This window comes from Asticcacaulis benevestitus DSM 16100 = ATCC BAA-896 (genome assembly GCF_000376105.1).
Classification (GTDB): domain Bacteria; phylum Pseudomonadota; class Alphaproteobacteria; order Caulobacterales; family Caulobacteraceae; genus Asticcacaulis; species Asticcacaulis benevestitus.
Genome location: NZ_AQWM01000099.1, coordinates 1 through 1073 on the forward strand (window position 1 = coordinate 1; position 1073 = coordinate 1073).

At 51.5% G+C, this 1073-nt stretch carries 2 protein-coding genes; both read left to right on the forward strand.

Translation table 11 applies throughout. The features are described from left to right. On the forward strand, positions 1 to 231 hold a 231-nt coding region (locus B060_RS27910), incomplete at its 5' end, for a hypothetical protein (protein WP_211210488.1). Positions 232 to 330: 99 nt separating this feature from the next. Continuing rightward, on the forward strand, positions 331 to 1073 hold a 743-nt coding region (locus B060_RS27545; protein WP_157405717.1), incomplete at its 3' end, for a hypothetical protein.

Consider the following 1073-nt stretch of genomic DNA (forward strand, 5'->3'; position numbering starts at 1 on the left):
GGGCGAGCTTCATATGGTCTGGTTGGAGCTGAACTTGATCTTCGGGTACATGTCAGGGACTTTATGGATGGTAGGCTTGACTGTCCGGTGGGGCGAGTATGGCAGGAAGAGGCAATTGAGAAGTTCGGCTTATCCGGACGAGGCGCCAAAGGCGTCTGGGGCAAGGTTGCTTCAGATTTCCCTTTTTTGAGTGATGCCGCAGGAAAAAAGAAGTCCTGGCGGCACGGCTAACCTGTGCACTTAACCTGTGCGCTAATTGAAACCTCCGCAATTGTTTCGAGCTGCGACGAGCCGTAAATTCCTCCCCATAACTGGTTGTTTGGAATTCTCATGTCACTGGATTTAGGAAGATTGGATGGTGCGCACACAGGCATGGTGCGCACCATGTGTTCCGAGTTGCTGAATAGGGTCGTAAATCATCCTGATGTCAGGCCCGCTGTTGGCGGTGTTGGCAATCTTGACCTGACTCAACTTGTTGGCAATCCAGACAATATCGCACTCGTCAATGATTTTGGCGGCTTCATTGGCGTCAAACACGAACAAGGAATTTACGAGTGCCATACACTATTTCTCCCTGAATACCGGGGCACCAAGGCCTTCGCGGCAGCGCGTGAAGCAGCATCCTTCATGTTCACCAAGACAGATTGCCTGGAAATCTTGACCAAGGTTCCTTTGAGCAACAGGCCTGCCGCTATGATGGTCCGTCATCTTGGATATATCGAACGCTTTTCACGTAAGTCAGCTTTCAATGGCCCTGCGGGCCAGTGTGACGTCAGATATTTTGCTTACTCAATCGACCAATGGATGGCGGATGACGTGGCTCTACCGTTTATTGGCCATCAGTTTCATGACCAGATGGAAGCTGCCAAAGATCGACACAGATCGGCACTTCTGACGCACGATGAAGATGAAGCCCATGACAGGGCCGTAGGCGCTGCCGCATCCATGCTTACGGCAGGGAATGCCGTCAAGGCGGTGTGGTTTTACAACCGATGGGCCCGTTTCGCGGAATATCAGACAATTGAGCTGTTGAGCACAAATCCAATTGTCGTTGATGTCCGCGATGCGGTTTT